The 26,463-nt window shown below is 53.7% G+C and carries 21 protein-coding genes; 12 read left to right on the top strand and 9 right to left on the bottom strand.

The window, feature by feature from the left end; translation table 11 throughout:
* The first annotated feature begins 49 nt into the window (after positions 1-49).
* From ACI2J2_RS04805 to ACI2J2_RS04795, 3 genes are all read left to right on the top strand, one after another.
* Positions 50-1,549 carry a carboxypeptidase M32 gene (locus ACI2J2_RS04805; protein WP_404759540.1) on the top strand — a complete coding sequence of 500 codons (1,500 nt, stop codon included), beginning with the start codon at positions 50-52 and terminating at the stop codon, positions 1,547-1,549.
* Between the two features lie 381 nt (positions 1,550-1,930).
* A complete protein-coding gene (gene asr / locus ACI2J2_RS04800; protein WP_265553419.1) occupies positions 1,931-2,221 on the top strand; it encodes an acid resistance repetitive basic protein Asr in 291 nt (96 codons plus the stop codon).
* A 302-nt stretch (positions 2,222-2,523) separates the two neighbouring features.
* A complete protein-coding gene (locus ACI2J2_RS04795) occupies positions 2,524-3,345 on the top strand; it encodes a serine protease (protein WP_061806348.1) in 822 nt (273 codons plus the stop codon).
* A gap of 1 nt (position 3,346) precedes the next feature.
* On the opposite strand, the gene ACI2J2_RS04790 is transcribed toward ACI2J2_RS04795, so the two are convergent.
* Positions 3,347-4,165, bottom strand: a complete 819-nt coding sequence (locus tag ACI2J2_RS04790; protein ID WP_404759539.1) for an AraC family transcriptional regulator — start codon at positions 4,163-4,165, stop codon at positions 3,347-3,349.
* A 102-nt stretch (positions 4,166-4,267) separates the two neighbouring features.
* Here ACI2J2_RS04790 and ACI2J2_RS04785 point away from each other — a divergent pair, with 102 nt between their 5' ends.
* Entirely contained in the window at positions 4,268-5,413 is a 1,146-nt protein-coding gene (locus tag ACI2J2_RS04785) for an MFS transporter (protein WP_404759538.1), read from the top strand.
* Here the strand turns inward: ACI2J2_RS04785 and hrpA are convergent.
* Complete coding sequence (gene hrpA, locus ACI2J2_RS04780; RefSeq protein WP_404759537.1) at positions 5,391-9,278, bottom strand: ATP-dependent RNA helicase HrpA; 3,888 nt, start codon at positions 9,276-9,278, stop codon at positions 5,391-5,393. The two genes, ACI2J2_RS04785 and hrpA, sit on opposite strands and share 23 nt — an antisense overlap.
* 269 nt (positions 9,279-9,547) lie before the next feature.
* Here hrpA and azoR point away from each other — a divergent pair, with 269 nt between their 5' ends.
* Complete coding sequence (azoR, locus tag ACI2J2_RS04775) at positions 9,548-10,153, top strand: FMN-dependent NADH-azoreductase (protein WP_037415646.1); 606 nt, start codon at positions 9,548-9,550, stop codon at positions 10,151-10,153.
* Positions 10,154-10,280: 127 nt separating this feature from the next.
* Here the strand turns inward: azoR and ACI2J2_RS04770 are convergent, their stop codons facing one another.
* The 3 genes from ACI2J2_RS04770 to ACI2J2_RS04760 are packed head-to-tail and all read right to left on the bottom strand — an operon-like array spanning position 10,281 to position 13,419.
* Complete coding sequence (locus ACI2J2_RS04770; protein ID WP_209633702.1) at positions 10,281-10,604, bottom strand: YdbL family protein; 324 nt, start codon at positions 10,602-10,604, stop codon at positions 10,281-10,283.
* An 8-nt stretch (positions 10,605-10,612) separates the two neighbouring features.
* Positions 10,613-10,810 carry a YnbE family lipoprotein gene (locus ACI2J2_RS04765; RefSeq protein ID WP_209633704.1) on the bottom strand — a complete coding sequence of 66 codons (198 nt, stop codon included), beginning with the start codon at positions 10,808-10,810 and terminating at the stop codon, positions 10,613-10,615.
* Positions 10,807-13,419: a YdbH family protein gene (locus tag ACI2J2_RS04760; RefSeq protein WP_404759536.1), complete on the bottom strand. Its 2,613-nt coding sequence runs from the start codon at positions 13,417-13,419 to the stop codon at positions 10,807-10,809. The genes ACI2J2_RS04765 and ACI2J2_RS04760 overlap by 4 nt, the downstream gene beginning before the upstream one ends.
* 536 nt (positions 13,420-13,955) lie before the next feature.
* Between ACI2J2_RS04760 and ACI2J2_RS04755 the strand changes: the two genes are divergently transcribed.
* Positions 13,956-14,948, top strand: a complete 993-nt coding sequence (locus ACI2J2_RS04755; RefSeq protein ID WP_209633709.1) for a 2-hydroxyacid dehydrogenase — start codon at positions 13,956-13,958, stop codon at positions 14,946-14,948.
* A 144-nt stretch (positions 14,949-15,092) separates the two neighbouring features.
* Positions 15,093-15,521 carry a heat shock protein HslJ gene (hslJ, locus tag ACI2J2_RS04750; protein WP_209633711.1) on the top strand — a complete coding sequence of 143 codons (429 nt, stop codon included), beginning with the start codon at positions 15,093-15,095 and terminating at the stop codon, positions 15,519-15,521.
* 43 nt (positions 15,522-15,564) lie between these two features.
* Here the strand turns inward: hslJ and ACI2J2_RS04745 are convergent, their stop codons facing one another.
* Together ACI2J2_RS04745 and ACI2J2_RS04740 are read right to left on the bottom strand one after the other, a co-directional pair.
* Positions 15,565-15,825 (bottom strand): DUF333 domain-containing protein, encoded by a 261-nt coding sequence (locus ACI2J2_RS04745; RefSeq protein ID WP_209633713.1) that lies wholly within the window; start codon positions 15,823-15,825, stop codon positions 15,565-15,567.
* Positions 15,826-16,316: 491 nt separating this feature from the next.
* Entirely contained in the window at positions 16,317-16,649 is a 333-nt protein-coding gene (locus tag ACI2J2_RS04740; protein ID WP_209633715.1) for an SMR family transporter, read from the bottom strand.
* Positions 16,650-16,900: 251 nt separating this feature from the next.
* Between ACI2J2_RS04740 and nifJ the strand changes: the two genes are divergently transcribed.
* A complete protein-coding gene (gene nifJ / locus ACI2J2_RS04735) occupies positions 16,901-20,434 on the top strand; it encodes a pyruvate:ferredoxin (flavodoxin) oxidoreductase (protein ID WP_404759535.1) in 3,534 nt (1,177 codons plus the stop codon).
* 1 nt (position 20,435) lies between these two features.
* Here nifJ and ACI2J2_RS04730 read toward each other — a convergent pair whose 3' ends face one another.
* Positions 20,436-21,680, bottom strand: coding sequence for an alginate lyase family protein (locus ACI2J2_RS04730; protein ID WP_404760271.1), 1,245 nt, complete (start codon positions 21,678-21,680; stop codon positions 20,436-20,438).
* A gap of 263 nt (positions 21,681-21,943) precedes the next feature.
* On the opposite strand from ACI2J2_RS04730, the gene umuD reads away from it, so the two are divergent.
* The 4 genes from umuD to ACI2J2_RS04710 all read left to right on the top strand — a co-directional run bounded on the left by umuD (position 21,944) and on the right by ACI2J2_RS04710 (position 25,232).
* Complete coding sequence (umuD, locus tag ACI2J2_RS04725) at positions 21,944-22,366, top strand: translesion error-prone DNA polymerase V autoproteolytic subunit (protein ID WP_209633720.1); 423 nt, start codon at positions 21,944-21,946, stop codon at positions 22,364-22,366.
* Entirely contained in the window at positions 22,366-23,634 is a 1,269-nt protein-coding gene (umuC, locus tag ACI2J2_RS04720) for a translesion error-prone DNA polymerase V subunit UmuC (protein ID WP_404759534.1), read from the top strand. Before umuD ends, umuC begins: the two co-directional genes overlap by 1 nt.
* A gap of 127 nt (positions 23,635-23,761) precedes the next feature.
* Complete coding sequence (ttcA, locus tag ACI2J2_RS04715; RefSeq protein WP_404759533.1) at positions 23,762-24,694, top strand: tRNA 2-thiocytidine(32) synthetase TtcA; 933 nt, start codon at positions 23,762-23,764, stop codon at positions 24,692-24,694.
* A gap of 139 nt (positions 24,695-24,833) precedes the next feature.
* The gene (locus tag ACI2J2_RS04710) at positions 24,834-25,232 is read left to right on the top strand and encodes a VOC family protein (RefSeq protein WP_209633726.1); all 399 of its coding nucleotides are present in this window, start codon (positions 24,834-24,836) and stop codon (positions 25,230-25,232) included.
* A gap of 217 nt (positions 25,233-25,449) precedes the next feature.
* Here the strand turns inward: ACI2J2_RS04710 and zntB are convergent, their stop codons facing one another.
* A complete protein-coding gene (zntB, locus tag ACI2J2_RS04705; protein ID WP_209633728.1) occupies positions 25,450-26,433 on the bottom strand; it encodes a zinc transporter ZntB in 984 nt (327 codons plus the stop codon).
* Positions 26,434-26,463: the final 30 nt, after the last annotated feature.

Below are 26,463 nucleotides of genomic sequence, written 5' to 3'. Positions count from 1 at the left end.
TTGAAAGGCCTGGAGGGTTCTCCGGATTACAATAATATGGAGCTAAACGATGACATCTGCACATACCCCTTCACCTTCATATGACGAGCTACGCGCCCTTTTCACCCGGTTGTCGCGTTTCGGTCACCTGTCAGCCATTGCCGGTTGGGACATGCAAACCATGATGCCATCGGGCGGCAGTAAAGCACGCTCAGAAGCACTGGCGGAACTGAGTGTCTTGCAACATCAAATTTTGACGGCAGAAAAAACCGGTCGCCTGTTTGAACGTGCCCGACAAGAAACACTTGATGACATCGATCAGGCCAATCTGTTGGAAATGCGCCGCCAATATGACAACGCAGTGCTGGTGCCTGAGTCATTGGTTGAAGCCAAATCGCTGGCGGGTGCTCGTTGTGAACACGCCTGGCGCGCCCAACGTCCGGCCAATGATTGGGACGGCTTTTCAGAAAACCTGCGTGAAGTGGTCAAACTGAGCCGCCAGGAAGCACAGATCCGTGCTGAAGCGGCAGGTTCCAGCCGTTATGACGCCTTGCTGAACCTGTACGAACCGGGTATGCGCAGCAGCGATATCGACCGCATCTTTGGCGATCTGAAAACCTGGTTGCCTGACCTGCTGCAAAAAGTGGTGGCCAAACAGGCTCAGGAACCCTGCCTTATTCCGCAAGGCCCGTTTAATGTCGATACCCAACGCCAACTGAGTTTGAGCGTGATGAAACTGCTCGGCTTTAACTTTGATGGTGGCCGCGTGGACGTCAGTGCACACCCATTCTGCGGCGGCGTTCCGGAAGATGTGCGCATTACCACTCGCTACAACGACAAAGAATTTCTGACGGCCCTGCTCGGTATTGTGCATGAGACTGGCCATGCCCGTTATGAGCAAAATCTGCCGCGTGAATGGCTGGGTCAGCCCGTAGCACAAGCGCGTTCTACCGCTATTCATGAATCGCAGAGTTTGTTGTTTGAAATGCAATTGGCGCGCAGTAGCGACTTTCTCAAGATTCTGCGTCCACTGATCATCAAACAATTCGGTGAGCAACCGGCACTGGAAGAAAATAACTTCATCCGCCTCAACCAACGCGTGAAACCCGGTCTGATTCGTGTAGACGCTGATGAGGTGAGCTACCCGGCCCACGTGATCCTGCGTTATGAGATCGAGAAAGCCTTGGTCGAAGGCGACATTGAAGTGGAAGACATTCCAGCGCTGTGGGGCGAAAAAATGCACCGCTACCTTGGTTTGGATACTGTCGGTAATTATCGGAATGGTTGTATGCAGGATATCCACTGGACCGACGGTGCCTTCGGTTACTTCCCGACTTACACTCTCGGTGCCATGTATGCAGCGCAGCTTTTCCAGACCATCGGCAAAGCGCTACCTACACTGAACAATGATATCGCCGAAGGCAACCTGACCCCACTGTTCCAGTGGCTGAAGCATAATATTTGGCGTCACGGCAGTCGCTTCCCTACCGATACACTGATCACCAATGCAACCGGTGAACCCTTGAATCCAAGCTACTTCCGTAAGCATCTGGAAAGCCGCTACCTGTAATGCATTCCCCAGGCACGGCTAACCCCGTGCCTTTTTCCCCTGTTTGACCGTCATTGCGTCATAACGCACTGTCCCTACTTGCGACACCTTGGTTACAGAGTGGGGGTTGGCTACTCACTTAATGTATGTTGTAACTAAAATAAGATTAAGTGATAACCGCCGCAAAGGTGTATATCCGCTCATTTATCATCGCCATTCGCGCCAGACAGCGCATATGCCGGTTGATATTCGCCCCGCCATCCGGGCCCCAAAAACCACGATGTACATTAGGTTACACGCCGAAACCAATCACTCACGGAAAGCATTCCGCTGTTTGCCTACTATCTTAACACCGGCCCCGCAGTGGGCTTGATACATGATGAGTAACTTGAGGAATCAACAATGAAAAAAGTATTAGCTCTGGTTGTTGCCGCTGCAATGGGTCTGTCTTCTGTTGCTTTCGCTGCTGACGCTGCCACCACCACGACCGCACCTGCGGCGACCGCTACCACCACCATGGCTGCACCGGCCAAAACAACTCACGTGAAAAAACATCACGCGAAGAAAGCACCGGTACAAAAAGCGCAGGCGGCTAAAAAGCACCACAAAGCCACAGCCAAAAAAGCCCCTGCTCAGAAAGCACAGGCAGCCAAAAAACACCACAAAAAATCCAGCCATAAAAAAGCTGCGTAACAGCAATCTGATGTGAGGCTCCCCTCACCAGTCCAGGCTTGAGTTTTCCAACACCCGGTTCGCCGGGTGTTTTTTCATCGGGGGTTCTCATCATGCTGCGTCGCTACTTATTTGAAATTATTTTGGCCACTCTGATCCTCTGCGGACTGATCGCCGCCTTTTTTTATCTGTAGCTGCACAGCCTTTCTGGATTAGAAATTATTGAAAAATCAATCACTGCCCATCCACACGGCAACGAAATCAGTCTATAGTTACCATTCAGTGTGTTTATGGATGACCCGTATTTTCCAGGCAAGAAACTTATGCGCATAACCGTTTTGCTGTTGCTGTGCTCATTTCCGCTCGCACTTTCCCTTTCAGCTCGGGCTGATAGCCCATCCGACGCGTCGGCTGCTGAGCAAACCCGCCTATTTTTTGGCAAAGATGAACGCGTTAAGGTCACTGAAACCGACGGTTGGCCGTGGCAGGCGATTGGGCAAGTGGAAACCGCCAGCGGTAACCTGTGCACCGCCACGCTTATTTCCCCTCATTTGGCACTTACTGCCGGTCATTGTGTACTGGCACCTCCGGGCCAACTGGACAAAGCTATCGCGCTGCGTTTTGTTGCCGGTAATAAAACGTGGAAATACCAAACGAGCAATATTGAAACGTTAGTTGACCGCAAGCTGGGCAAAAAGCTCAAACCTGACGGTGATGGCTGGATTGTTCCCCCCGCGGCGGCGGCTTATGATTTTGCGCTGATTCGCTTGAAGGATAAAAATACCTTGCCGATTAAACCGCTGCCACTGTGGCAAGGCGACAGCAAGGCGCTGACCCAAGCGATGAAACAAGCCAAACGCTTAATTACTCAGGCGGGGTATCCGGAAGATCATTTGGACGACCTTTATAGTCACCAAAACTGTAAAGTGACAGGTTGGGCCCAGCAAGGTGTTCTGTCGCATCAGTGCGATACACTCCCTGGCGATAGCGGCTCTCCGTTACTGCTGAAAACGGCCGATGGGTGGTCGTTGATTGCCATTCAAAGCTCCGCACCGGCGGCTAAAGATCGTTACCGTGCCGATAACCGAGCGCTGGCCGTCACCGGCATTCGTGATGCGCTCGACGCATTGGCAGCCGGAAAGTAAGCTATTCCCCTCCGGCGTGGGTCTCCGCGCCGGTTGTTTCTCTTTCGTCTCCTTTCATAAACCGCTTGGGTGTCGTGCCGGTAAACTGGCGGAAGAAAGCGATAAAGGCACTGTCGCTGGAAAAACCCAAACGCTGCGCCACTGAACTGACCGACGGCATTTCCGCCAACAGCGCTATCGCCCGCATCAACCGCCATTGCTGACTCCATTGTTGATAACTCAGCCCAGTCTCGCGCTGGAAAATACGCGTTAGCGTTTTGGCGTGCAAATTCAGTTGCTGTGCCAATACACTCAACCCCGCTAATTCATCGTGCCTATCGAGATCCTCCAGCCAAAGGGCCAGACGAGAGTCGCATGGCAGTATCAGGCCGGTACTCTCAAGCCGCGCCATATGCAGTTCGTTAACCAGTACCGGCACCAGATCTCGTGCTGACGGGCATTCAATAACCTGGTTGAGTGGCCAGTAAGCGATACGCTCAATCACCGCGGCCAGCAAAGGATTGGCCGCCAATATTGCACACTCATGCGACATGTTGGGCGCTAACGCAGGCTCCAGATAGATCGAGCGATAGGCTACCTGTCCGTGCAGTTGAACCCGATGCCGGATACCACCGGGGATCCACAAGCAACGCGTTGGCGGCAAAATCAGCCAACGGTCGGCCAGCGTCACCGTCATGCATCCACGTGCGGCATACAGCAACTGCGCACGTCGATGTTCATGCTCTTCAGAATCATGTTTGGCCAATTCCGCTGCAATCCCCAGCAACGGGGCCGGCAGAATATCAGGGTCAAACACATCCTGCTGGGTAATGAATGCCATCGAATTGTCTCTTTTTCGTTGTTTTTTGTCCTTATGATTGTAATCGAGCATGTAGCCTTTCCCTATACTGGCGCGATTATTCACTCGTAAAGGTTTATCTCCATGTCACGCTTACCATTGCCATTAATGGTTGCCGCCATAATGGCTCCACAAGTGCTCGAAACACTCTATAGTCCGGCACTCACGGCAATCCGTGCCGATTTCAACGTCAGCGCTGCTCAGGCCAGCCAGACGCTGTCGATCTATTTCTTTGCTTTTGCCTTAGGCGTTGCCTTCTGGGGGGTGATGTGCGATCGGCTCGGCCGCAGAATGACAATGCTTGCAGGGCTGTCGTTCTATCTTGGCGGTGCCGTTATGGCGCTGTTGAGCAACGATTTCACGCTGCTATTGGCCGCCCGTGCCACCATCGCGTTTGGTGCAGCAGTCGGTTCCATCGTAACGCAAACCATGTTGCGAGATGTTTACCAGGGGCATGCTCTGGGGAAAATCTTTGCCACCCTCGGTATTGCCCTCTCTGTCAGTCCGGTGTTGGGCATGTTGGCGGGGGGAATATTGGTCAACTGGGGTGGCAGTATGGCGATATTCGCCGCTCAATGGGTGCTGGCTCTGGTGCTGTTGATTTGGTGTTGGGCCGCACTGCCGGAAACACAGTCGGCAGACTCCTCGACGGTTTCTTCGGCAAGAAGCGGCTGGATTATCCTGCGGGACCGACATATCTGGTCTTGCGCGTTATTAGTGGCGGGCTTCAATGTCATGGTGTTCAGCTACTTCAGCCTGGCCCCCTTTATGTTCGAACGATTGGGGCTGAGCAGCCAGCAGTTTGGTTACTCGGGCATTGTTCTGGCACTGGGCAGCCTGCTCGGGGCGCTGGTGAACCGTCATCTGTTAGCCAGGGGCATCGGCGCTGAACGTCAGATCCTGATGGGCAGTCTGTTAGCATTCGGCGCCGCACTGGCTTTATGTTACTGGCAAGACAGCCTGATGATGCTGCTACCCAGCATGTTGATCACCCTGGCTTTCGGGTTGGCGATCCCCAACGTATTGAGCCAGGCGCTGAATAACTACCGACAGCAATTGGGCACCGCCGGCGCAATTTTTGGCCTGCTCTACTACCTGTTGATTGGTGCCGGGCTCTCTCTGGCTGCCCTTGGGCAAGACCTGGCAGCAACACTGCTGGTGTGCAGCCTGCTGTGTCTGAGCTGTGCAGGCTGCCTGTTAGCGTCGCTTAACCAGAAAGCTGCTCCATAGTCTGCATAATACGTTTGTCAGAGATGGGGTAAGGTGTACCCAGCTGTTGAGCGAACAAGCTCACGCGCAGCTCTTCAATCATCCAGCGTACCTCTTTCACCTCATCATCCTGCTGTCGCTTCGGCGGCAGCTTGTTCAGCCACTGTTGCCAGGCCTGCTGTACCTGTTCCACCCGCAGCATCTGTGCACGATCGCGGTGTGGATCGACAGCCAACTTCTCCAGGCGACGCTCAATCGCCTGCAGATAACGCAGCGTATCCGGCAAACGCTTCCAGCCGTTGTTGGTCACAAAACCGCGATACACTAAGCCACCGAGCTGAGCTTTAATATCCGACAGCGCCAGTGCCAACGATATATCCACCCGGCCTTTCAACCTTTTGTTGATGTTAAACACTGCCGTCAGGATTTGCTCAACCTGCTTAGCGACCCCAACCACGGTTTCGTTCAGCTCGCCACGCACCAATTCCTGCAGGCGGGCAAAGTTTTCCTCCTGCCACACTGGCCCGCCATGTTCTGCGATCAGTTTGTCGATGCCACACGAAATGCAGTCGTCGATCAGATCCAACACTTTGCCGTAGGGGTTGAAGTACAACCCCAACTTGGCTTTGTTAGGCAGTTTTTCATGCAGATATTTGATTGGTGAAGGAATATTCAGTAACAGTAAGCGGCGAGTACCCTGCCACATTGCTTGCTGTTGCTCTTGTTCGCTGTCGAACAGGCGGATCGCTACGCTGTCTTTTTCGTCCACCAGCGCCGGATAGGCTTTCATCGAATAGCCGCCGCGTTTCTGCTCATAAAACGCCGGCAATGTACCAAAGCTCCAAATGTGCAGATTGCTTTGTTCCAACCCGTCGTCCGCCACCGCAGATAGCGTCTCTTGCACTTTGTCCTTCAGTTGTAATTTCAGCGCCGTCAGATTTTTTCCTTCGAGCAGGGTTTTGTGTTTTTCACCCACCACCCGGAACGTCATCTTAAGGTGATCGGGCACCTGATCCCATTGCCAATCATCACGTGACACCGTCACACCTGTCATGCGACGGAGTTCGCGTTCTAACGCATCAAGCAACGGCAATTCCAACGCAGTCACTCGCCCAAGGAAGGCTTCTGCGTAATTGGGTGCCGGTACAAAGTTGCGGCGGACGGGTTTGGGTAACGACTTAATCAAGGCAATCACCAATTCACGGCGAACGCCCGGAATTTGCCATTCAAACCCCTTTTCTTCTACCTGGTTCAAAATGGGCAACGGAATATGCACCGTAACGCCGTCGGCGTCGGTACCCGGCTCAAACTGGTATGTCAGACGCAGTTTGAGATTGCCTTGGTACCACGTGTTCGGATAATCCAGCGCGCTGACCTTATTGGCGCCATCCTTGATCAGCATCTCTTTTTCAAAGCTGAGCAGATCCGCATTCTGCTTACTGGCGTTTTTCCACCAATGGTCGAAATGGCGCCCGGACACCACATCATTCGGGATGCGCTGGTCATAGAAACTGAACAGGGTTTCGTCATCCACCAGAATGTCACGGCGACGCGATTTATGTTCCAGCTCTTCCACTTCTGCTCGCAGCTTCAGGTTGGCGCTAAAGAACGCATGGCGCGTTTGCCAGTCGCCCTCCACCAACGCATGACGGATAAACAACTCACGACACAATAAAGGATCGATGGTGCTGTAGTTCACCGCGCGCGCGGCAACAATCGGCAAGCCGAACAGCGTCACTTTCTCACTGGCCATGACCGCTCCCTGGGATTTCGACCAGTGCGGTTCACTGTAGCTATGCTTCACCAAATGCTGAGCCAGCGGCTCTATCCACTCCGGCTCAATCCGCGCGGCAATTCTTCCCCACAGGCGGCTGGTTTCCACCAGTTCGGCCACCATGGTCCATTTCGGTGGTTTTTTGAACAACCCTGAGCCAGGGAAGATCGAGAAACGTGCGTTGCGGGCGCCGGTGAACTCCTGTTTGTCGGCATCTTTCTGACCGATATGTGACAGCAAGCCGGTCAACAGCGCGGTGTGCACGCTGCGATAATCGGAAGGCTCACTGTTCACCGGCAGCCCCAATTCTTTCACCACCTGGCGCAATTGGGTGTAAATATCTTGCCATTCACGTACCCGCAGGTAGTTCAGGAAGTCATTGCGGCATAGCCGGCGGAACTGACTGGAAGAGTGTTCTTTTTGCTGCTCTTTCAGCCAGTCCCACAGATTCACGTAGGCCAGGAAGTCGGAGTCTTTATCAGCGAAGCGGCGATGTTTTTCGTCCGACGCCTGCTGTTTGTCCATTGGTCGTTCACGCGGATCCTGAATAGACAGTGCCGCGGTGATGATCATCACCTCGCGCACGCTGCCGCTTTTTTGTGCCTCCAGAACCATACGCGCTAACCGGGGATCAATGGGTAACTGTGCCAATTGACGCCCTTGCGGGGTGAGCTGGTAATGGCCGTTTTCCGCTGTTTTAATCGCCCCCAGTTCTTCCAGTAGGCGCACGCCATCCAGAATATTACGCTTGTCCGGGGCCTCCACGAACGGGAAAGCGGCGATATCGCCCAACCCGAGTGAGGTCATCTGCAGGATGACCGACGCCAGGTTGGTACGTAAGATCTCCGGATCGGTAAACTCAGGCCGTGACAGGAAGTCTTGTTCCGCATACAGGCGAATACAAATACCGTCCGATACACGCCCACAGCGGCCTTTACGTTGGTTAGCCGACGCTTGCGACACCGGCTCGATCGGCAAACGCTGCACCTTGGTGCGGAAACTGTAGCGGCTGATACGGGCGGTACCCGGATCAATGACGTACTTGATACCCGGAACGGTCAGTGAGGTTTCTGCCACGTTGGTCGCCAGCACAATACGCCGGCCGTGGTGCGACTGAAATACTCGGTTCTGTTCGCTGTTCGACAGCCGAGCATAGAGGGGCAAGACTTCGGTATGTGGCAGATTCAGACGGTTCAGCGCGTCGGCGGTGTCGCGGATTTCGCGCTCACCGCTCATAAAGATCAGGATATCCCCCGGCCCTTCGCGGCCGAGCTCATCTACCGCATCAAAAATCGCCTGCAGTTGATCGCGATCGGTATCATCGGCGTCATCCACGACGGGACGATAACGTACCTCCACCGGATACGTACGGCCGGAGACTTCGATAATCGGCGCATTATTAAAATGGCGCGAAAATCGCTGCGGATCGATAGTGGCGGAGGTGATGATAACTTTAAGATCTGGCCGCTTAGGCAACAATTCACGCAAGTAACCGAGGATAAAATCGATATTCAGGCTACGTTCATGCGCCTCATCGATGATCAACGTATCGTACTGCATCAGCAGCCGATCCTGTTGGATCTCTGCCAACAGGATGCCGTCGGTCATCAGCTTGACCAGGGTATTTTCCCCAACCTGATCGTTAAAACGCACCTTATAACCGACACTGCCACCCAACGGCGTTTCCAGCTCGTCGGCAATGCGGTTAGCGACGGTACGTGCCGCCAAACGCCGTGGCTGGGTGTGACCAATCAACCCCTTCACCCCGCGCCCCAGCTCCAGACAGATCTTCGGTAACTGGGTGGTTTTCCCCGAGCCGGTTTCACCGGCGACAATCACCACTTGATGATCGCGGATGGCCTGCAGAATATCCTGCTTTTTCTGGCTGACCGGCAGATTTTCCGGGTAGGTGATTTTCGGGCATGTCGCCGCACGCGACTGCACTTTACGCAGCGCGGTGGTTATGTCACTTTCGATTTCAACGGCCGCCGCCAACTGAGCATCGGTATTTTTGATTTTTCGTGCGCCTTGCAGGCGACGTTGCAGGCGTTGTTGATCACGGAGCATCAGCTCGCCCAGTTGGGCAGACAATGCCGCGAGCGGAGATTTCACGTTCGGTATTCCTTGTTTCATCGCTGCTGTATCAAGCGTTAGCAACGGTATAATGATGTTTTAGCCATTTTTCAGCGTTAGCCGCGCAGAATATCACAAGCCGCTTTCTCCCCATAATCCCGCTGTTTATGTCTCAACAGGTTATTCAATAAAATCGAACAAAGGTCTCGAAATATTGCGCTATCACTGATGAAAAAATGTGAATAGAGTGTACTGCATGCAAGGGACGCTTCGTCCTGATGTCACTGTCATAACGTAAGGAATTAACGATGAGCAAAGTATTGGTTCTCAAATCAAGCATCCTGGCGGGCTATTCTCAGTCAAACCAACTGGCCGATTTCTTCGTTGAACAGTGGGCCAATACCCATGGCAACGACACCATCACCGTGCGTGACTTGGCTGCACAGCCAATTCCGGTGCTGGACGGTGAGCTGGTTGGCGCGCTGCGCCCTTCTGATGCGCCGTTGACTCCGCGTCAAATCGAAGCACTGGCGCTGTCCGATGAGCTGATCGCTGAGTTGCAGGCCAATGACACTATCGTTATGGCAGCACCGATGTACAACTTCAACATCCCAACCCAGTTGAAAAACTATTTCGACCTGATTGCCCGTGCCGGCGTCACTTTCCGCTACACCGAAAATGGCCCTGAAGGCTTGGTAAAAGGTAAACGTGCCATCATCCTGACCAGCCGCGGTGGCATTCACAAAGGTACGCCAACTGACCTGGTAGAACCTTACCTGCGTCTGTTCCTGGGCTTTATCGGTATCACTGACGTTGAGTTCGTGTTCGCGGAAGGCATCGCCTACGGCCCAGACGTCGCGACCAAAGCACAAGCCGATGCCAAGGCTGTGCTGGCACAGGTTGTTGCCGCCTGATGCCCCACGCAGGGGCGTTATGCCCCTGCGAAGCCGCAACGGAAAGCCCCAAGTCCTGTCACACCTGCATTACCCTCATAAAAATCCAATGCTGTATTTTATTGCGCGCCTGATGGCGCGCTTTTTTTTATTTCTTCAGCCATTGACCGTTAATGCCACGTACATACTCCCCTGCGGGTGCACGCGACACCAGTTTCTGCCCGGCCATACGCGCTACATCGTCGATGGCGATATGGTTACCATCCGCAACTTGCTGGTATTTTTCAGTGCGCCCGGCATTGATGCTTTTCACCAACGTCAGCGTTTCGGCATCCTGCTTCACCGGTGCGATATAACCGCTGAGCGTTTCCCCTACGCGCCCCTGCAGCTTGGCTTCATCCAGTGTCAGTGCCATCGCCATGCTGCTGAACAACCAACCGGCGCCAATCAAGCCTAAGTAACGTTTTTTCATGTTGGCTCCTAGAATAAACCGCTTTGGTCTTTCAGCAGATTTTCGACGTCTTTATCCACTTTGATGTGAATTTCATGTTCGATCTTCACATTCATGTTGATGGTGATCGGATCTTTAGGTGTTGCGACCTCAATGCGCGGCACGCAGCCGCTCAGCATAGACGTGCTCAGCACGGCAACCAGTAAAGGTCCGCTAATAATTTTCATGGTTGTTCCCCTGGTTTTGAGAGGGCCTGCTCAAGCCACTCCTGTAAATTGTCGCCAAAGCGCAAACTGCGCCAAAGCTGAAACACGTTTTCTTGATGGCTATAGTTCAGGATAACCTCCCGCTTGGCGCTTTTTTGCGGATTGACGCCGTCAATTCGGGCTTTCAGCGTCAACTCACCGAGGTTGTCGAGATCAACGCGGGCCTGTGAGCGGTTGATCTCCATATAGCGCAGCCAATCAATCGCCGCACCGGTCGCCAGATTGTTGCTGCCAATCGCATCGGCCATGTCTTTGTCCAGCCGTAGCGTCAACATGCCTGAATTGGCGATCCAACCGTTATGCACCAACCATTTGGGGTGATTCAGGTACAGCGGTAATTCACCGTCAACCCGCCCGGACATCGCAAACTGTTTTGGCTTCAGGGCGGTAAACAACGCGCTGAGGTCAACTTTGTCTAGTTTCAATACGGCGGCGTCATGCTGCGGCATTCTCAGCGCCGACAGGCTGATATGCCCATTCAAGGCGTCCATGCCGACATTGCTCAATGTCAGAGGGGCTTGATCGCTGTAAGGATAGGTGCCTTGAAGATCGGCAGTGATGTTCTGCACTTCAAACAGGTTACTGAATGATTTGATGCGCAGCATCACCGGTCGCTTGGCACCCAACTGCCACAAATGGTTTTTCAGCCGGTACGACATGACGAAATCCAGACCGCTCATCTCACCGTCTTTCAACCACATACCGCCATTTTTCACCACCCAATGGCCCCCCGCCTCAAAGCCTTGTTCCCGAGCGGCGGAAAATGCAGATTGAGCGTAAAACTCACCATCGCGCAGTTTGATATTCAGATCGGGCGAAATCAGTGGCTGGAACACGTTCAGCGGCTGTTTAGGCCACCAGCCTTCACCACGTAAACGTTCACCGTCCCAGCGGCCACGTAACGCGATGGGCCCTATTTGCTCAGCCTGCAACTTGCCCTGTAACTGAAAACTGTCCGGCGTCTTGCCCTGCAGTTGCAGTGACAGCACGGGCGCGGGCAGGTAACCACCCTGAGTGAAGTTCACCTTGCCCGAGACCAGTTGCAGCTCACCGTTGAACGCGGGATTTTGCTCATCACGCTGCCATCGCAGCGGCTGACTGAGACTCAGGCGCGGCGCATCTACCGTCACGATGCTGTACTTCAACTGGTCAAAACCGGTAGAAAGGCGATCGAGAGTCAGTGTACTGTCCTGCCAACTGCCGCTGCCGGCGACGTCCCAGGTGGCTTGTAACGGTGGCAATTGCCCATTGCCCCAGTAGCGCCATTGCCAGTTACCGTGATCTGGCCAAAAGTCCTGCGCTTTGCCATCCAGATGCAGCTTGAAACGGCCCCAGTAACTGTCACTGGCGTTAATAATGGCCTGCAAACGCCCCGTAATACCGGCAGCAGTGACTTTTACGCCAGCCAGCGGCAAACGAGCCTCTTCCAGCTTCATTTCTGGCGTAGCGCTCCCCCACAGGCGTAGCAACGCCCCTGGCTGTAATACCAGCGTCGGGTTGAGGATAGTGCCGCTGATAATGCCGGGAATCGAGGCGGTCATCGAGAAGTCGGCCAGATTCGCCTGTCCGGTCAGTTGGAAGCGCAGATTACTGTCGATCAGCCCGATTTTACCCGGCCCCAACGTCAACACCGCATTGCCTTTGCCATTGTGACCGTCGGTGATAACGTTCAAACGAGCGCTGATCTGGGTTTCATCAAACCCTTTGCTCCAATCGTGCAGTGCAATGCTCACCCCGCCGTTAAGCGGCTGCTGGCTGTATGGCCAGTGCCACTCACCCTGCGTAATACTGACCTGCTGCGCGTTGATTTCCCACGGCAATGTTGCCAAAGGTTTGTCTTCACCCTTTTCCGTCAGCGTCAGCACACCCTGCTGCTGTTGCCAGCGCATATCCAACAGCAACGGCTTTTTCAGGTAACCGGTCTGCATTTCACCCTGCAGGGCCCCCTGAGCCGGGATGCTGTCCAAATCCAGCGGAATGGCGATTTTGCCCGTTAGATGCAACGGCTGCGGGCTGTTTGGTGCAGACAATGTCAGGTCGTTGAGTGTCAATTGTTGATGCGGGTCCAACAACGCGTCAACGCTGATGTTTGGCCCTTGATACTGTAAACGCTGGCCCTCTGCGGAGGAATGGACCTGCAGTTTTCCGGCATAGTATTGCCATGGGGTCACTGCGAGATTCTTGATGGTGATATCCAATAGCGGCAATTGCTTTTGCAATTGATCTAACGCCAGTGGCGCACTGCTGGCGTCACCGGGAGGCAATTTTGATAAACAGGCACTATCGATAGTCAGCGTGTCGCTGACCAGTTGCCAACGCCCTTGATGATAAGCCAAACGTGTCGGTCCGACGGCGGCAAGTAAGCAGTCCTGCGCTAAAAAACGGGCGCCATCCAACTGCAATGCCCCTTGTTGCCACTGCAGTTTGCCCTGCAAAACCAACTGGCTACCTTGCGGCAACCAGTGAGAAAGCACGCGGGGTAGCCAGCGCGGCAATGTTTGCCATAGCGCCAGCAGCAGGATCAACGTGCTAACCACAATCCCTATGAATACTTTCAATCGCTTAGTCATTAAATGATTGCTTCATTCCTGAGTGAGGCACTCTTTTTCGGACCCAAGGCCGTTTAGGGTAAGTCTATGCCTGAATTAGCAATAATGATGGCATGAATTTGACATAGGGTGAAGCCGAGGCCGACGAAGATACCCCGTACAGGCACTTTTACAGGCATTGATACGGAGCCTGTAAGCTTTAGTTACATATTCACCGCATGTATATGACCTGTTTCAGACTTTTGTTATTGTCGTTACATTTGATCATTAATAGTCTTGCAATCATTCTAACAAAAGTCAGCTGCTAGCTAACTATACTAGAGAAGCCATTCCCCACTCCCCCGTGGGGATTTTTTTTATCCTCTGCTCAGCAACGTCCCTTACCCTCCTGCACACACTGAATATCCTGCCTGTTTCAGCGTCGCCAGCTACCTTTATTGATACAGCTTCACCTGATGACCCATACCACTTTTTAGCGTTACCGACATGGGCTAACCAATTGTAGAATTTACCAAAATCTGTTAAATTGATCACAAAATCACGCGGGAGAAACCACGATGAAATTGGCGATATACAGCACCAAACAGTATGACCGTAAATATCTCGAACTGGTGAATCAGCAGTTTGGCTTCGAGCTGGAGTTCTTTGACTTCTTGCTTAGTAAAAAAACCGCCAAAAACGCCGCCGGCTGTAAAGCTATCTGCATCTTCGTCAACGACGACGGTAGCCGTGAAGTCCTTGAAGAGCTGGCGGCATTAGGCGTCGAAATCCTGGCGCTGCGCTGTGCGGGCTTCAACAATGTGGATTTGGATGCCGCCAAAGAATTGGGCATCAAGGTGGTGCGCGTACCGGCCTATTCACCCGAAGCCGTTGCTGAACATGCGGTAGGGATGATGATGTGCCTTAACCGCCGTATTCACCGCGCCTACCAACGCACCCGTGATGCCAATTTCTCGCTCGAAGGGCTGATTGGGTTCAATATGCATAACCGCACTGCCGGGGTCATCGGCACCGGTAAAATTGGCGTCGCCACCATGCGTATCCTGAAAGGGTTCGGCATGAAACTGTTGGCTTATGACCCATACCCAAGCGATGAGGCTCTGGAATTGGGTGCAGAATACGTCGATCTGAAAACGCTGTACGCACAGTCTGACGTGATCACCCTGCACTGCCCGCTAACGCCGGAAAATCACCACCTGCTGAACACCGACGCTTTTTCAGCCATGAAAGATGGCGTGATGATCATCAACACCAGCCGTGGCGGTCTGATTGATTCATCAGCAGCGATTGATGCGTTGAAACAGCAAAAAATCGGCGCTCTGGGTATGGACGTGTATGAGAACGAACGTGACTTGTTCTTCGAAGACAAATCCAATGACGTGATTCAGGACGATATTTTCCGCCGCCTGTCAGCCTGCCACAACGTGCTGTTTACCGGTCATCAGGCTTTCCTGACGGAAGAGGCGCTGACCAGCATATCGGAAACCACGTTACAAAACGTGAACCTGTTGGATCGCGGCGAGAACTGCCCTAACCAGCTCAATGCCTGATTTTTATACCCTGGATAATTGGCGTTGCGTCGAGGCGGCAAGCCTGTAAATCCCCGGGAGCCTGGTCAACCAGGTAACCGGGGTGAGCAGACGCAGCCAACAAAGAGGCAGTTTCAAGTATGACGGGTATAGCAAGGAGAGCCGATGAACAAGCCTATCTTGGTGGCGTTAACGGTGCTGCTGTTAGCCGGGTGTGGAATGAATCAGAAAAGTAAGACGGTGACAGAAAGCGATCTGTTGCATCATCACTTTGTGCTGCAAAGTGTCGACGGTATAACGGTGACGCCAGGGCACGGCAATGGGCCTAATATCGAGTTCGGTGAAACAATGCACGTTTCCGGTGCCATGTGTAACCGCTTCTTCGGCAATGGCCAATTGCAAGACGGCGTATTGACGGTGCAAGGCCTGGCCTCTACCCGCATGCTGTGCACCGATCCGCAGCTCAACCAGTGGGACGCAATGATCGGCGACGTGCTGAGCAACGGGGCAAAAGTAACCCTCAGCGCACAGCAGTTAACGCTGAGCGGCGGTGACCATACCCTGGTTTATAAACTGCGCGATTGGGTGCAGTGATCCCTGTGCACCAGGCTGCCCGGCGGTCTGGTGCGCTTTTACGTTAGCCGGCGCTCGCGCAGGCGCCCCGGCCCAACGTGGATTCTTCGCACTGTTTGCCATTCGGCATCTGACACATTCTGATCGCCTCGCCGTTCAAGTTGTGGGTCACGGTAGTGACGCCGCCAACGATGGCGCAGTTTGCGCTAGTCTGTAAGCTATTGATTCTTGCACTGTTGCCTTGTTGGACTGGTTCTTCATTCTTGCTGCTGCAGGCTGCCAAAAGCAATACGGCACTGGCCAGCACCCATTTAGATGTTGTCATTATTCCACTCCTGAACCCGGAACTTCGCTGTGTAAAATCGCCATTGCTGATAACTCGCATCACTTTATTGCGGACGCGTTTTGTTATCTTTGATGCAAACCTATTTAATCTAGCCTGATATATAAATAATGAAAATATATTCCTGCAATTATTTGGCGTTTATTTGAACAGCGCAGTGATTATTATGGTTACCGGGTTTTTCCGTCTTGTCGGCAGCGCAGATGTCGAACCCTCAGTGCGAGGCCCGAGAGCGGGTTAACCTTGGGCGAATTGAGGGGACGGTTGAGGACCTGCAGGCGATTTCAGCTACGCCGAATGGCACAAAACGCAGGCGAGAAAACAGTGCTGATGTTGCTGACAGATGCAGGTGAAACACTGCCGAGAGAAAAGCAATGATTATAATCAATCCATTATTTTCAGTTATTTATTACTGCAATTTTCAGCCAGCGCCGCTGAATGTCACGCTGGCTATTTTTATGTTGGAATAAGGATCAATGCGCGGCAGTTTTTGACAGTAAATTAATCACCAGTACCCCGGCAATAATTAATCCCATGCCAAGTACAGCAGGCAGATCCAGCTTTTGTTGATAAACAAATACTGCCGCAATCGACACCAGAACAATGCCCATGCCCGACCAGATAGCATAAACAATCCCCAATGGCATGGTTTTCACCACCATTGACAGCCCCCAGAAAGCCACACCGTAACCAATCACGACCACCAGTGACGGCCATAGGCGGGTAAAGCCCTCAGAGGCTTTCAGCATGGTTGTCGCGATCACTTCTGCAACAATTGCCATGGCCAAATACATAAATCCACTCATCGTTTTTTCTTCTGTAAGTTTGCCGTTTTACCAGTATGACGTGCCGGAAATAAATTGTCGTTAAACAAGCATGACAATTCTCCATCACAGAACGGTCTCAATTCAAGAAATATCCGTTTACACCGATTTTTGTCGATTTATCGTCCGCCACACAAACGCGATAAAGAGCCAATATATCCCTCTGCTAGACTTTTGTTAATTATTGCAAGAGGTGACTCCTGCAGCTTTTTGAGCAATGAAAGGTAAAGTCGATGATTACTACAGATGGTAATAACGCAGTCGCTTCCGTCGCCTATCGCGCCAGCGAAGTGATTGCCATCTACCCAATCACCCCCAGTTCGACCATGGCAGAGCAAGCCGATGCCTGGTCCGGTGACGGCCGCCAGAATATCTGGGGAGACGTACCGCGAGTGGTGGAAATGCAGTCCGAAGGCGGCGCTATCGCCACGGTACACGGGGCGTTACAAACCGGTGCGCTGTCGACGTCGTTTACCTCATCGCAGGGCCTGCTGTTGATGATCCCGACGCTGTACAAATTGGCCGGCGAACTGACGCCCTTTGTACTGCACGTCGCCGCCAGGACGATTGCAACTCACGCGCTGTCAATTTTCGGTGACCATTCAGACGTCATGGCCGTACGCCAAACGGGGTGCGCCATGCTGTGTGCCAGCAATGTGCAGGAAGCGCAGGACTTTGCGTTAATTTCTCAAACCGCCACCCTCAACAGCCGCCTGCCATTTATTCATTTTTTTGATGGTTTCCGTACCTCGCATGAAATCAACAAGATCATACCGCTGAGCGACGACGTTCTGCGCCAAATGCTGCCACAGGATGCGATTGATGCACATCGCAGCCGCGCCCTGTCGCCAGACCACCCCGTGGTACGCGGCACCTCCGCCAATCCGGACACGTATTTCCAGTCGCGTGAAGCCACCAACCCTTGGTACAACGCCGCGTGTCAGCATGTGATTGATGCCATGGACACATTCGCCCAAATTACCGGGCGGAAATACCAACCTTTTGAATATTATGGCCACCCGCAGGCCGAACGCGTAGTGATCCTGATGGGTTCTGCTATCGGCACCTGCGAAGAAGCGATCGACGCCCTGCTGACCCGTGGTGAAAAAGTCGGCGTGTTGAAAGTCCGGTTGTTCCGGCCATTTTCCGCGCAGCATCTGCTCAGCGTTCTGCCGGAGAGCGCAAAAAAAATCGCCGTACTGGATCGCACCAAAGAGCCGGGGGCATTAGCGGAGCCGCTCTATCTGGACGTGATGACCGCGCTGGCCGAAGCCTTCAGCCGTGGTGAACGTGCCAGTATGCCAATGGTCATTGGCGGTCGTTACGGGTTGTCCTCAAAGGAGTTCGGGCCAGACTGTGCATTGGCGGTATTTAACGAACTGGCATTGGAAAAACCGCGTCCGCGCTTTACCGTCGGCATTTTCGATGATGTCACCGGCCTTTCTCTGCCACTCAGTGAAGACCCCCTACCGCAGCGTGCTTCGTTGGAGGCACTGTTCTACGGCTTGGGCAGCGACGGCTCCGTATCCGCCACCAAGAACAACATAAAAATCATCGGCAACAGCACACCGATGTACGCGCAGGGCTATTTCGTTTACGACTCTAAAAAGGCCGGCGGCCTGACAGTGTCACACCTGCGCGTCAGCGAGCACCCGATCAACTCGGCCTATCTGGTCAGCCGCGCCGACTTTGTAGGCTGCCACCAGTTGCAATTTATCGATACCTACCAGATGGCGGAACGCTTGAAACCAGGGGGTATCTTCCTGCTCAATACTCCATACGGTGCCGAAGAGGCCTGGTCACGTCTGCCGCAGGAAGTGCAGGCGGTGCTGCTGCAACGTCAGGCGCGTTTTTACATTATCAACGCGGCAAAATTGGCGCGTGAATGCCGGCTCGGTGCGCGTATCAATACCGTGATGCAGATGGCGTTCTTCCACCTGACCCAGATCCTGCCAAGCGACGTCGCGCTGCAGCAATTGCAGGACGCCATCGCCCGCAGCTACAGCAGCAAAGGTCAGGACATTGTTGAACGTAACTGGCAGGCGCTGGCCGCCACGCTCGACGCACTGGTTGAAATCCCGCTGCAGCCGGTTAACGACAATAGCCCAATGCGCCCTCCCGTGGTCTCCGACGCGGCACCCGACTTTGTCAAAACCGTGACTGCCGCGATGTTGGCCGGACTGGGTGATGCACTGCCGGTGTCGGCCTTCCCGCCTGACGGTACCTGGCCGGTTGGCACCACCCAGTGGGAAAAACGCAATATCGCCGAAGATATCCCCATTTGGCAGCCGGATCTGTGCACCCAATGCAACCACTGCGTGGCCGCCTGCCCGCACTCCGCGATTCGCGCTAAAGTGGTACAACCGGAAGCGATGGAACATGCTCCTGCCTCACTGCAATCGCTAGATGTGAAGGCACGCGATATGCGTGGCCAGAAATACGTCCTGCAGGTAGCCCCGGAAGACTGCACCGGCTGTAATCTGTGCGTTGAGGTGTGCCCGGCGAAAGATCGCCAGAACCCGGACATCAAAGCGATCAACATGGCGCCGCGCCTGGAGCATTTGGCTGAGGAAAAAGCGCATTACGACTTCTTCCTGCAACTGCCGGAGATCGATCCTGCACAGCTCGAACGGATCGACATTCGCACGTCGCAGCTGATCTCACCGCTGTTCGAATATTCCGGTGCCTGTTCCGGCTGTGGCGAAACGCCGTACATTAAGCTCTTGACCCAACTTTATGGCGATCGACTACTGATTGCCAACGCCACCGGCTGCTCATCTATTTACGGTGGCAACTTGCCTACCACCCCTTACACCACCAATGCCGAAGGCCGCGGCCCTGCCTGGGCCAACTCGCTATTTGAGGATAATGCAGAGTTTGGTCTCGGTTTCCGATTGACGGTCGATCAGCATCGCAGCCGCGTGTTGCGTCTGTTGAACACCCTGGCACCGCAGTTGCCGGCACAGTTGGTTAATGCCCTGCAGATGGATGATATCGCTCCGGAACCTCGCCGCCAGCAGATTGCTGAACTGCGCAGTCTGCTGATGCAGATTGAAGGTAACGACGCACGCCAGCTGGCGACCGACGCCGATTATCTGGTGGACAAATCTATCTGGCTGATTGGCGGCGATGGCTGGGCTTACGACATCGGATTCGGTGGGTTGGATCACGTCCTCAGCCTGACCGAGAACGTCAACGTACTGGTGCTGGATACCCAATGCTATTCCAATACCGGCGGTCAGCAGTCGAAGGCCACCCCACTGGGCGCCGTCACCAAGTTCGGCGAGCACGGCAAGCGTAAGGCACGTAAGGACTTAGGCGTCAGCATGATGATGTACGGCCACGTGTATGTCGCGCAAATCTCGCTGGGTGCGCAGCTCAACCAGACGGTGAAAGCGATTCAGGAAGCCGAGGCCTATCCGGGCCCGTCCCTGATTATCGCCTACAGTCCTTGTGAAGAGCACGGTTACGATCTGGCACTCAGCCACGATCAAATGAAGCAGTTGACCGCCACTGGCTTCTGGCCGTTGTATCGCTTCGATCCGCGTCGTGCAGATGAAGGTAAAGCAGCACTGGCACTGGACTCACGGCCACCCAACAGCAACCTGACCGAAACCCTGCTCAAAGAGCAGCGCTTCCGCCGCCTGAACTCACAGCAGCCGGAAGTCGCCAGCGCGTTGTATCAGGCCGCCGAGAAAGAGCTGAAGGAAAAGTACGACTTCCTCAGTCTACTGGCCGGTAAAGGAGAAAAAACCTCCGCTGAGTAAATCATTGGGGCGCGACCGGTTCGCGCCCCGCTTCCAGCCAGCTTTGCCGCTGCGCCTCTTTCACCGCACCGCGTACGTAACTGCTTTTGCCCTGCCATTGCCTGACGTCAAATTGCGCTTTTTCAATCACCGTTTGATAGCGTTTGGTTTTCAGCATGCTGTCGGTTTGGATCAGCAGCGGAACAAGACGAACCCCGACCCGATCCAGACTCGGATAAGGCCACGGGTGCGCCGCATCAACATAAGGCGCCATAAAATCCAGCGCAGCCAATAATGAGCTGCCCTGTTCTGTAGGGTAATGCCAGAGATCGATGCCCTGTCGCTGTGCCAAACCCGCCATCAGGACCAAGGCTTGCAGATTAAAGTAACTGTAGTGAAACGAACGAGTACGCAGCAGTTCCTGCGGTTGCGTCCCGTTGACGGCAAGCTGCACATCCAGCTTATGCTGCATCAAAACGGCCATATCACGCACCACGTCGTCACGCCCGAGCCAGGCAGCAATGCCCGCTACCTGCACGGTATACCAACTGCCGTGATTATTCTTTGCGGCGCCCTCCTGTTTACCGGCTGGGCTGTGTAACAACCAGTCGAGGTAACGGGCAAACCATTGCCGCATCTGGCTTTCATCTTGCGCCGTCCACCCCGGAGTCTGTTGCAGCAATAACAGGCTGTCGACAATGCGAATGGCAAAATAGCGCCCATCGAGAATGCCATTACCGCGCCCGCTGTCGCGGCCCGGAATACCCTGAGCGTAGTTGAGGTTTGGGTTCATCCGCGTTGATGGATCGATGAACCAGGTACGGATCAGCCTAATCGCCCGATCGCTGTAACGTTGCTGGCCGGAGAAATACCCCGCCAATGCCAGTGTTTGTACCCGCTGGGTGAACTCTGCCAGCCGCACGCCATCACTCTGTTCATTTTTACTGGCCGGGTTCACCTGCCCATCGCGACGAACCCAAGGCAACCCATTGGGTTTACTCGCATCCGGCCACCAATAGGCCCCCAGGCTCAGGTAGTCATGCCTGTCTCCGCTCGGCGGGGTCAGGCCTTTATCAGTGACGCTGAGCAACGGCTTTCGCAGTGCACTGTCAGCATCACGTATCAGGCGTTGATAGTTGGCATCCCCCTGAGTCTGTGCTTTTACCTGTGACAACTGCGGCTGCTGCAAGAAAATACAGCACTCAACGGCGTTAGCGGTAAAAGGCGTCAGGCAAAGCAAGAGGGCTGCACGCAGGCAGGTACGTATCATCAGGCAGGTACCCCATTATGATCATGAGTGACTGAGAGTATCCTGCCCGGTTTTGTGTGTCCCGACAGATAAAAAACGTTTCTGAGCGTAAAAACGCACGGACACTGGCGCTTGTGAGCCACCCCCTAAAACTTTTCCGAGAGGATCATCTTGCCCAACAAGGGGATAACTGACGATCGTCTCGCCCCTGACTTTCTTTATGGTTGTAATGGCTAAAATTCGATTATACTGTATATAAAAACAGTATAGAGAAATGCACCATGAAACACTTTTTACCCACACCAACCCCAGAGAAACAGCGCATTCCGCTTTACGCCGATAATGTCCCGGCTGGCTTTCCCAGCCCCGCGCAAGACTACATACACGCACGGATTGACCTCAACGAATACTGCATTAGCCACCCTTCGGCGACGTACTTTCTGATCGCTTCCGGAGAAAGCATGATCGAAGCCGGGATCACCGACGGATCCATGCTGGTGGTTGATCGAAGCATTGGCGCCTGCCACGGCGATATCGTGATCGCCAGCATCGCAGGCGAGTTCACCGTTAAGCGCCTGTGTCTGCATCCTGTCGCGCAGCTTGAGCCGATGAATCCGAAGTTCCGGCCAATACCGCTGCGGGATGACAACGACGAGCAGAATATCGTCGGCGTGGTCGTTTCAACCATCACGAGGCTGAAATAATGTACGCCCTGGCCGACGTGAACAGTTTTTATGCGAGCTGTGAAATACTGTGGCGCCCAGACCTCCGTGGGCGGCCCGTTGTTGTGCTGTCTAACAACGACGGCTGTGTGGTGGCGCAGAGTAAAGAGGCTAAAGCCCTGGGCCTGAAAACAGGTGCGCCCTACTTCAAAATAAAGCATGATTTTGAACGTGCAGGCGGTATCGCATTCAGCAGCAACTATGAGCTGTACGCCGATATGTCGATGCGAGTGATGGCCGTGCTCGAAGAAATGGCCCCCCGTGTTGAAATTTACTCCATTGACGAAAGCTTCCTTGATCTTGCCGGCGTACAAAATTGTGTCGATTTGACAACGTTCGGGCACCAGGTTCGCGACCGCGTTTTGCAATGTACCGGCCTCACCGTCGGTGTCGGTATTGCCCAGACCAAGACGCTGGCAAAACTGGCGAACTTCGCAGCGAAAAAATGGGAACAAACCCGCGGTGTGGTTGATCTTTCCAATCGGGAGCGGCAGCGAAAATTAATGGCGAAAGTGCCGGTGATGGAAGTCTGGGGTATCGGAAGACGCCTAACCAAAGAGCTGCAAAATATGGGGATCGAAACCGCACTGCAATTGGCGGAGGCAAGCACCACAATGATCCGCAAGCATTTCAGCGTGGTGATTGAACGCACGGTACGTGAACTGCGCGGTGAACCCTGCTTGTCGCTCGAGGAGTTTGCCCCAACCAAACAGCAGATTATTTGCAGCAGATCATTTGGTGAACGCGTCACCGAATATGGTGATATGCATCAGGCAATCTGTATGCATGCTTCCCGCGCGGCAGAAAAACTGCGTGCAGAGCACCAATATTGCCGGAATATCAACGCATGGGTTAAAACCAGCCCCTTCTCGGCCAACGAAAAGTATTATGGCAACACCGCGAACATCATGCTCAGTACGCCAACGCAAGATACGCGCGACATCATCGCAGCAGCGATTCGGTGCCTTGATAAGATTTGGCAGCCCGGCCACCGCTATCTAAAAGCCGGCGTTATGCTGCAAGACTTTTACTCGCAAGGCGTAGCTCAGTTAGACCTGTTCGATGAATATCAGCCACGCCCCAACAGCGAACGTTTGATGGCCGCCCTGGACAAAATCAATCAGTCCGGGCATTCAGGGGTGTGGTTTGCCGGACAAGGAAACCAGCAAACATGGTCGATGAAGCGTGAGTTTCTCTCTCCGGCTTACACCACACGGGTGGAAGATTTACCGCGTGCTCGCGTGTACTGAAAATCGGCAATCAGCCTTTGCGGCCAAGAGCGTATGGATGAAATACCCAATCAGCCCATAGAATGCTAAACTCGCTGCCTAAAACGTCATGCCCATAGTGCCCCCAATTGAGAACGAGCACGATTTAATGTCAGAAAATCAAACCATTAGCCAAAAAGAGCAGTACAATCTCAACAAGTTGCAAAAGCGTCTGCGTCGTAACGTGGGCCAAGCGATCGCCGATTTCAACATGATTGAAGAAGGTGACCGTATTATGGTCTGCCTGTCCGGTGGCAAAGACAGCTACACCATGCTGGAGATCCTGCGTAATCTGCAGCAGAGCGCACCGGTCAACTTCTCACTGATTGCGGTAAACCTCGACCAAAAACAGCCTGGTTTCCCCGAGCATATTCTGCCAGCCTATCTGGAAAGCCTGGGTGTGGAATACAAGATCGTTGAGGAAAATACCTACAGCATCGTCAAAGACAAAATTCCCGAAGGCAAAACCACCTGTTCGCTGTGTTCACGCCTGCGCCGCGGGATCCTTTACCGCACCGCCACCGAACTGGGCGCGACCAAAATTGCCCTTGGCCACCACCGTGACGACATTCTGCAAACGTTGTTCCTCAACATGTTCTATGGCGGTAAGCTGAAAGGCATGCCACCGAAACTGATGAGCGACGATGGCAAGCACGTGGTAATTCGCCCGCTGGCTTATTGCCGTGAAAAAGACATTGAGCGTTTCTCGATCGCCAAGGCATTCCCGATTATTCCATGTAACCTGTGTGGTTCGCAGCCTAACCTGCAACGCCAGGTCATTGGCGATATGTTGCGTGACTGGGATAAACGTTACCCGGGCCGTCTGGAAACCATGTTCAGCGCAACGCAGAACGTCGTGACCTCGCACCTGAGTGACTTTAACCTGTTTGATTTTAAAGGTATTCATCACGGTAGTGAGGTTGTTGACGGCGGGGATTTGGCCTTTGACCGCGAAGACCTCCCCATGCAACCGATCGGCTGGCAACCGGAAGATGCGGATGACGCCGCCCCGGTGCGTTTAGACGTTCTCGAAATTAAGTAAGTCGATATACCGCCCGCACTCTGCGGGCGGTTCCTTTCCTTCCCCGTTTTTGATCCCGCTCGCAATTTCAGCAGAATTCGTCGGACAGTGCGGTTTTTATCCTATACTGTGTTTTTATACAGCAACCAGGAGATTACCGATGAACATCACCCCCTGCTTATCCCACGTTTCTCTCGGCAGCAATAATTTTGAAGCCGCAGCTGATTTTTACGATCGCACGCTTGCCGCATTAGGCTGCCGACGGGTGTTAGAACATCCTGGTGCTATTGGCTATGGGCGTGATTATCCGGAGTTCTGGTTGCAGATCCCGATCGATGGTAAACCGGCGACAACCGGTAACGGTCTGCATGTGGGATTTTTCGCCACCAGCAAACAACAGGTTGATGATTTCTACCGCCAGGCGCTGCAGGCCGGCGCAAAAGATGAAGGTGCTCCCGGCTCACGACCGCATTATGGTGAGGCCTACTATGGCTGCTTTGTGCGCGATCTGGACGGGCACAAGATCGAGGCCAGTTTTTGGGATGAGAGTGCCGCCTGACGGGGAAAATGACAGACAAAAAAATGCCGGTGATTAAACCGGCATCGTATGAATCAATGTGCTATGCAGTAATTCTAAATATAAGAAAGTAAGACAATTATGGAGCACAACGCCCATCGCTTGACGTTGCATTCACCTGCGGGAGAGATCATGCCCCATTTCCCCCCCGGAAAAGTTGATATCGCTCAATGTTAACCGGGTTTTCAGGGCTTTTTGGTTACAGCCAACGACGCCGCTTCAGCCACCAGCCCACGCCTAGCACCAGAGCGAGCAGCATCAGGCAAAACGACCCAAAACCAAAGGGCGCTGTATTGCCAGGGATGCCACCAAGGTTGACACCAAACAGCCCGGTCAAAAAGGTGGTCGGTAAAAACACCATCGCCAACAAAGACATTGTGTAAGTACGGCGATTCATCGCATCGGCCATTACGGTGGTGATTTCGTCGGACAGGATCGCGGTACGTGCAATGCTGCCGTCCAGGTCATCCAGCCCTCGCCCCAACCGGTCGGCGATATCCTGCATACGGCGACGATCATCATCGTTCATCCAGGGCAGGCGATCGCTTGCCAAACGGGAAAATACGTCACGCTGCGGCGCCATGTAGCGACGCAGTACAATCAATTGTTTGCGGATCAACGCCAACTGCCCGCGTTCAGGGATTTGTTGCTCTAACAGCGCATCTTCCAGATCGATGATCTTATCGTGCAAGTCTTCGATAAATTCACTGGCATGGTCTGTCAGCGCATCGGATATTTCCACCAGCCAATTACCACTGTTGGTCGGCCCGCTGCCATTTTGCAGATCGTTCACCACCTGATCAATGGAGTACACCTTACGGTGACGGGTAGACACGATCAGTTTGTCGGTCATATAAACACGGATCGTCACTAACTGATCCGGCCGCGAGTTAGTGTTGAAATTGATACTGCGCAGCGTGATCATGGTGCCATCGCCAACCCGACTGACGCGCGGTCGCGAACTTTCTCCAGATAACGCCTCCCTTACCGCATCCGGCAACAGCGGCGTGGTGGTCAGCCACTCGGCGCTAGCTGAATGAGCATAATCGAGATGCAGCCAGCAAGGTTCGTCGCAGGTGACTTTATCTTCGTAATCAATCGGTGTTACGCCACCCTTGCCGTCAAGCTGGTAAGCATACACTGCGTCAGGAACCTGTAACTCGCGCCCCTCAATGACTTCCATTCCTCATCCCCTCTGCTTTTCAGTTATCCG

This window comes from Serratia sp. NPDC087055 (genome assembly GCF_044900985.1).
Taxonomy (GTDB): domain Bacteria; phylum Pseudomonadota; class Gammaproteobacteria; order Enterobacterales; family Enterobacteriaceae; genus Serratia.
This window is presented reverse-complemented; position numbering and strand designations above follow the sequence as displayed.